This window comes from Alkalibacterium thalassium (assembly GCF_900101165.1).
Taxonomy (GTDB): Bacteria; Bacillota; Bacilli; order Lactobacillales; family Carnobacteriaceae_A; genus Alkalibacterium; species Alkalibacterium indicireducens.
The window spans coordinates 1-259 of the sequence record NZ_FNFK01000042.1; positions in this window are offsets into that span (position 1 = coordinate 1).

A 259-nucleotide genomic window follows, 5' to 3' on the forward strand; every position below is an offset into this window, starting at 1 on the left:
CCAACTCAGTTGCCGAGGGACAGTCGAGTGGTCGGAAAGACTCTGTGAGCGTCCAACTCAGTTGTTGAAGGAAAGTCGAGTGGGCCGAAAGACCCCGTGAGCGCCCAACTCAGGTGCCGAGGGACAGTCGAGTGGTCAGAAAGACTCCGTGAGCGTCCAACTCAGTTGTTGAAGAAAAGTCGAGTGGGCCGAAAGACTTCGTGAGCGCCCAACTCAGTTGTTGAAGGAATGTCGAGTGGTCAGAAAGATTCTGTGAGCG